Source organism: Elizabethkingia argenteiflava (assembly GCF_009904105.1).
GTDB classification, from domain to species: domain Bacteria; phylum Bacteroidota; class Bacteroidia; order Flavobacteriales; family Weeksellaceae; genus Elizabethkingia; species Elizabethkingia argenteiflava.
On sequence record NZ_JAAABJ010000195.1, the window covers coordinates 1 to 344 of the forward strand.

The window sequence follows — 344 nt, forward strand, 5'->3', positions numbered from 1 at the left end:
AAAACGTTCACAAATGCCATTGGTCTGAGGACTTTTAGCCTTGGTCTTTGTGTGATCAATATCTTCAATGGCTAAATAAAGCTGGTATTCATGCTGTTCTCTTATTCCACAGTATTCCGTTCCTCTGACTGTTAAAATTCTGAGTAAACGAAGTTCCTGCTGCTCAAAGAAAGGGACTACCTGATCATTAAGCATGTCAGCAGCAATAAGAGCATTCTTACGGTCATATAGTTTTGCTAATACTACTTTGGAATACGTGTCAATAAAAGTTTGTTGATAAATATGTCCAACTCCTTTGATATTGCCTACGTAATAAGTGTCTTGAGCTCCTAAATATCCAGGAT

Annotated in this window: 1 pseudogene; it reads right to left on the bottom strand. The window is 37.2% G+C overall.

Annotated features, from left to right (window positions below):
• Positions 1-344: pseudogene (locus GNY06_RS01565) on the bottom strand (DDE-type integrase/transposase/recombinase); the annotation flags it as partial.